The organism is Pseudomonas sp. ACN8 (genome assembly GCF_002303925.1).
In the GTDB taxonomy this organism is placed as follows: domain Bacteria; phylum Pseudomonadota; class Gammaproteobacteria; order Pseudomonadales; family Pseudomonadaceae; genus Aquipseudomonas.
Genome location: NZ_MRCS01000114.1, coordinates 1 through 1424, shown reverse-complemented (window position 1 = coordinate 1424; position 1424 = coordinate 1). Strand labels below are relative to the sequence as shown.

The 1424-nt window shown below is 58.1% G+C and carries 1 protein-coding gene; it reads right to left on the bottom strand.

Translation table 11 applies throughout. The features are described 5' to 3' along the window. Nucleotides 1-9 precede the first annotated feature (9 nt). On the bottom strand, nt 10-1341 hold the full coding sequence (locus BSF44_RS29160) for an IS4 family transposase (protein ID WP_095946427.1): 1332 nt from the start codon (nt 1339-1341) through the stop codon (nt 10-12). Nucleotides 1342-1424: the final 83 nt, after the last annotated feature.

Genomic DNA, 1424 nt, shown 5'->3' with positions numbered 1-1424 from the left:
TAATGCTGTTCACTTAAGCGGAGCAGCCTTACGGTCCACTGGAAACCGGGTTTTTGAAATCTTCACCGTCCTTGGCCTTGATGGCCTTGGGCGGTGATCCAGAAACAACCCGCCGACACCTTTTCTTAACTCCGCCAACCGTCTCCCCGTTGCTGAAACAGGATTGGCTGCCGCCATCACGATCAGTTGCACGGCGATGTACTGGCAAGCCGGCTTGAAACGGATGTCCGAGGGTGCTCGGCCAAACGCCACGGCCGCCTGACTGGCTTCTCGACGAATGACGTTGTAGGCCAACAACAGTCCCCAGACTTCTTGGTAGACCAGATCGACTTTTTTGCTGCGCAAGGTCATCGCGTTCTGCTGCATCGAGCTTTTGATGTCCCTGAAGCCCAATTCGATTTCCCAACGTTCCCGGTAAAGCCTGGCAACGGCTTGAGTGCTGTAGGTGCCAGCCGGCAAAGAGGTCATGAGGGTCTTTAGCTTGCCTTGAGTTTCATAGCTGACTTCGCGCGCCTCCCAATGGGTTGGAAGGTCGGGGTTTCGCTTTCTTGCCTGTGGCGAGACCTTCATGCGTAACAGGCGATCGTGCTTGTTGTAACGGACCACTTCCTCGCAAACCAGGCCTTTTTTTGCTGGCGTCAGCCAGTGACGGTGGCTACCGCCTCCGGTCAGGCTGAGCATGAGATCGGCGCTCCAGAATCCCTTGTCGAACAGCGTCACGGAATGGTCGGGAATCTGCTGCAAAAACTCATCGGCCAGGCGCATTTCGCTGCGTCGGTAAGGGCTCAGTTGTGCATCCAGGATCAGGTGCGAACGCACATTCATCAAGGCCACCAGACGCAGCATGGGAAAGGGCGTCTGGCGGTCGGTCGAGGTGTTTCCAGAGCCGAAATGGTCTCGTAACTCAGGCGTGTCCGGCGTGCGTAGAAGTGCACCATCCACCGCGAATACTTGCAGATCCTGCCAGGCGTCATCGGGATAGCGCTCCGCGCCCCAGTGAGTGCCGGTCTTGCGGAACAGCCACTCAACCGGGTCAGCGCCGAGCCGCTTACGGGCCTCCGTCACGCCGCTGCGGGCCAACAGATGGTCAGAAGCCAGGCCTTGGGCGCAAATGTTCAAACGCCTGGCCACCTCGTGAACGGGCTCGTCACGAAACAGCGCCATGCCGAGCACCAGCCAGAGGACTTGGTCAGCGGGCAGGCGACGCCGGCGGATGGTGGCCTGACTGGAAAGATCCAGCGCGGAGGCGACCCATTCAATGGGGATGTTCTGGGTGAAGGTGCTCAAGTCGCAGAAGTTGAAGAGGTCACCGAGGTCGAGCAGGTCCTGTTGAACAGACATAAAAAATCCGATGCCAGAGGTCTGGCATCGGATTTTCGGAGAAGCCCGGCGCGGATTCAAATGCTTAAGTGAACAGCATTACG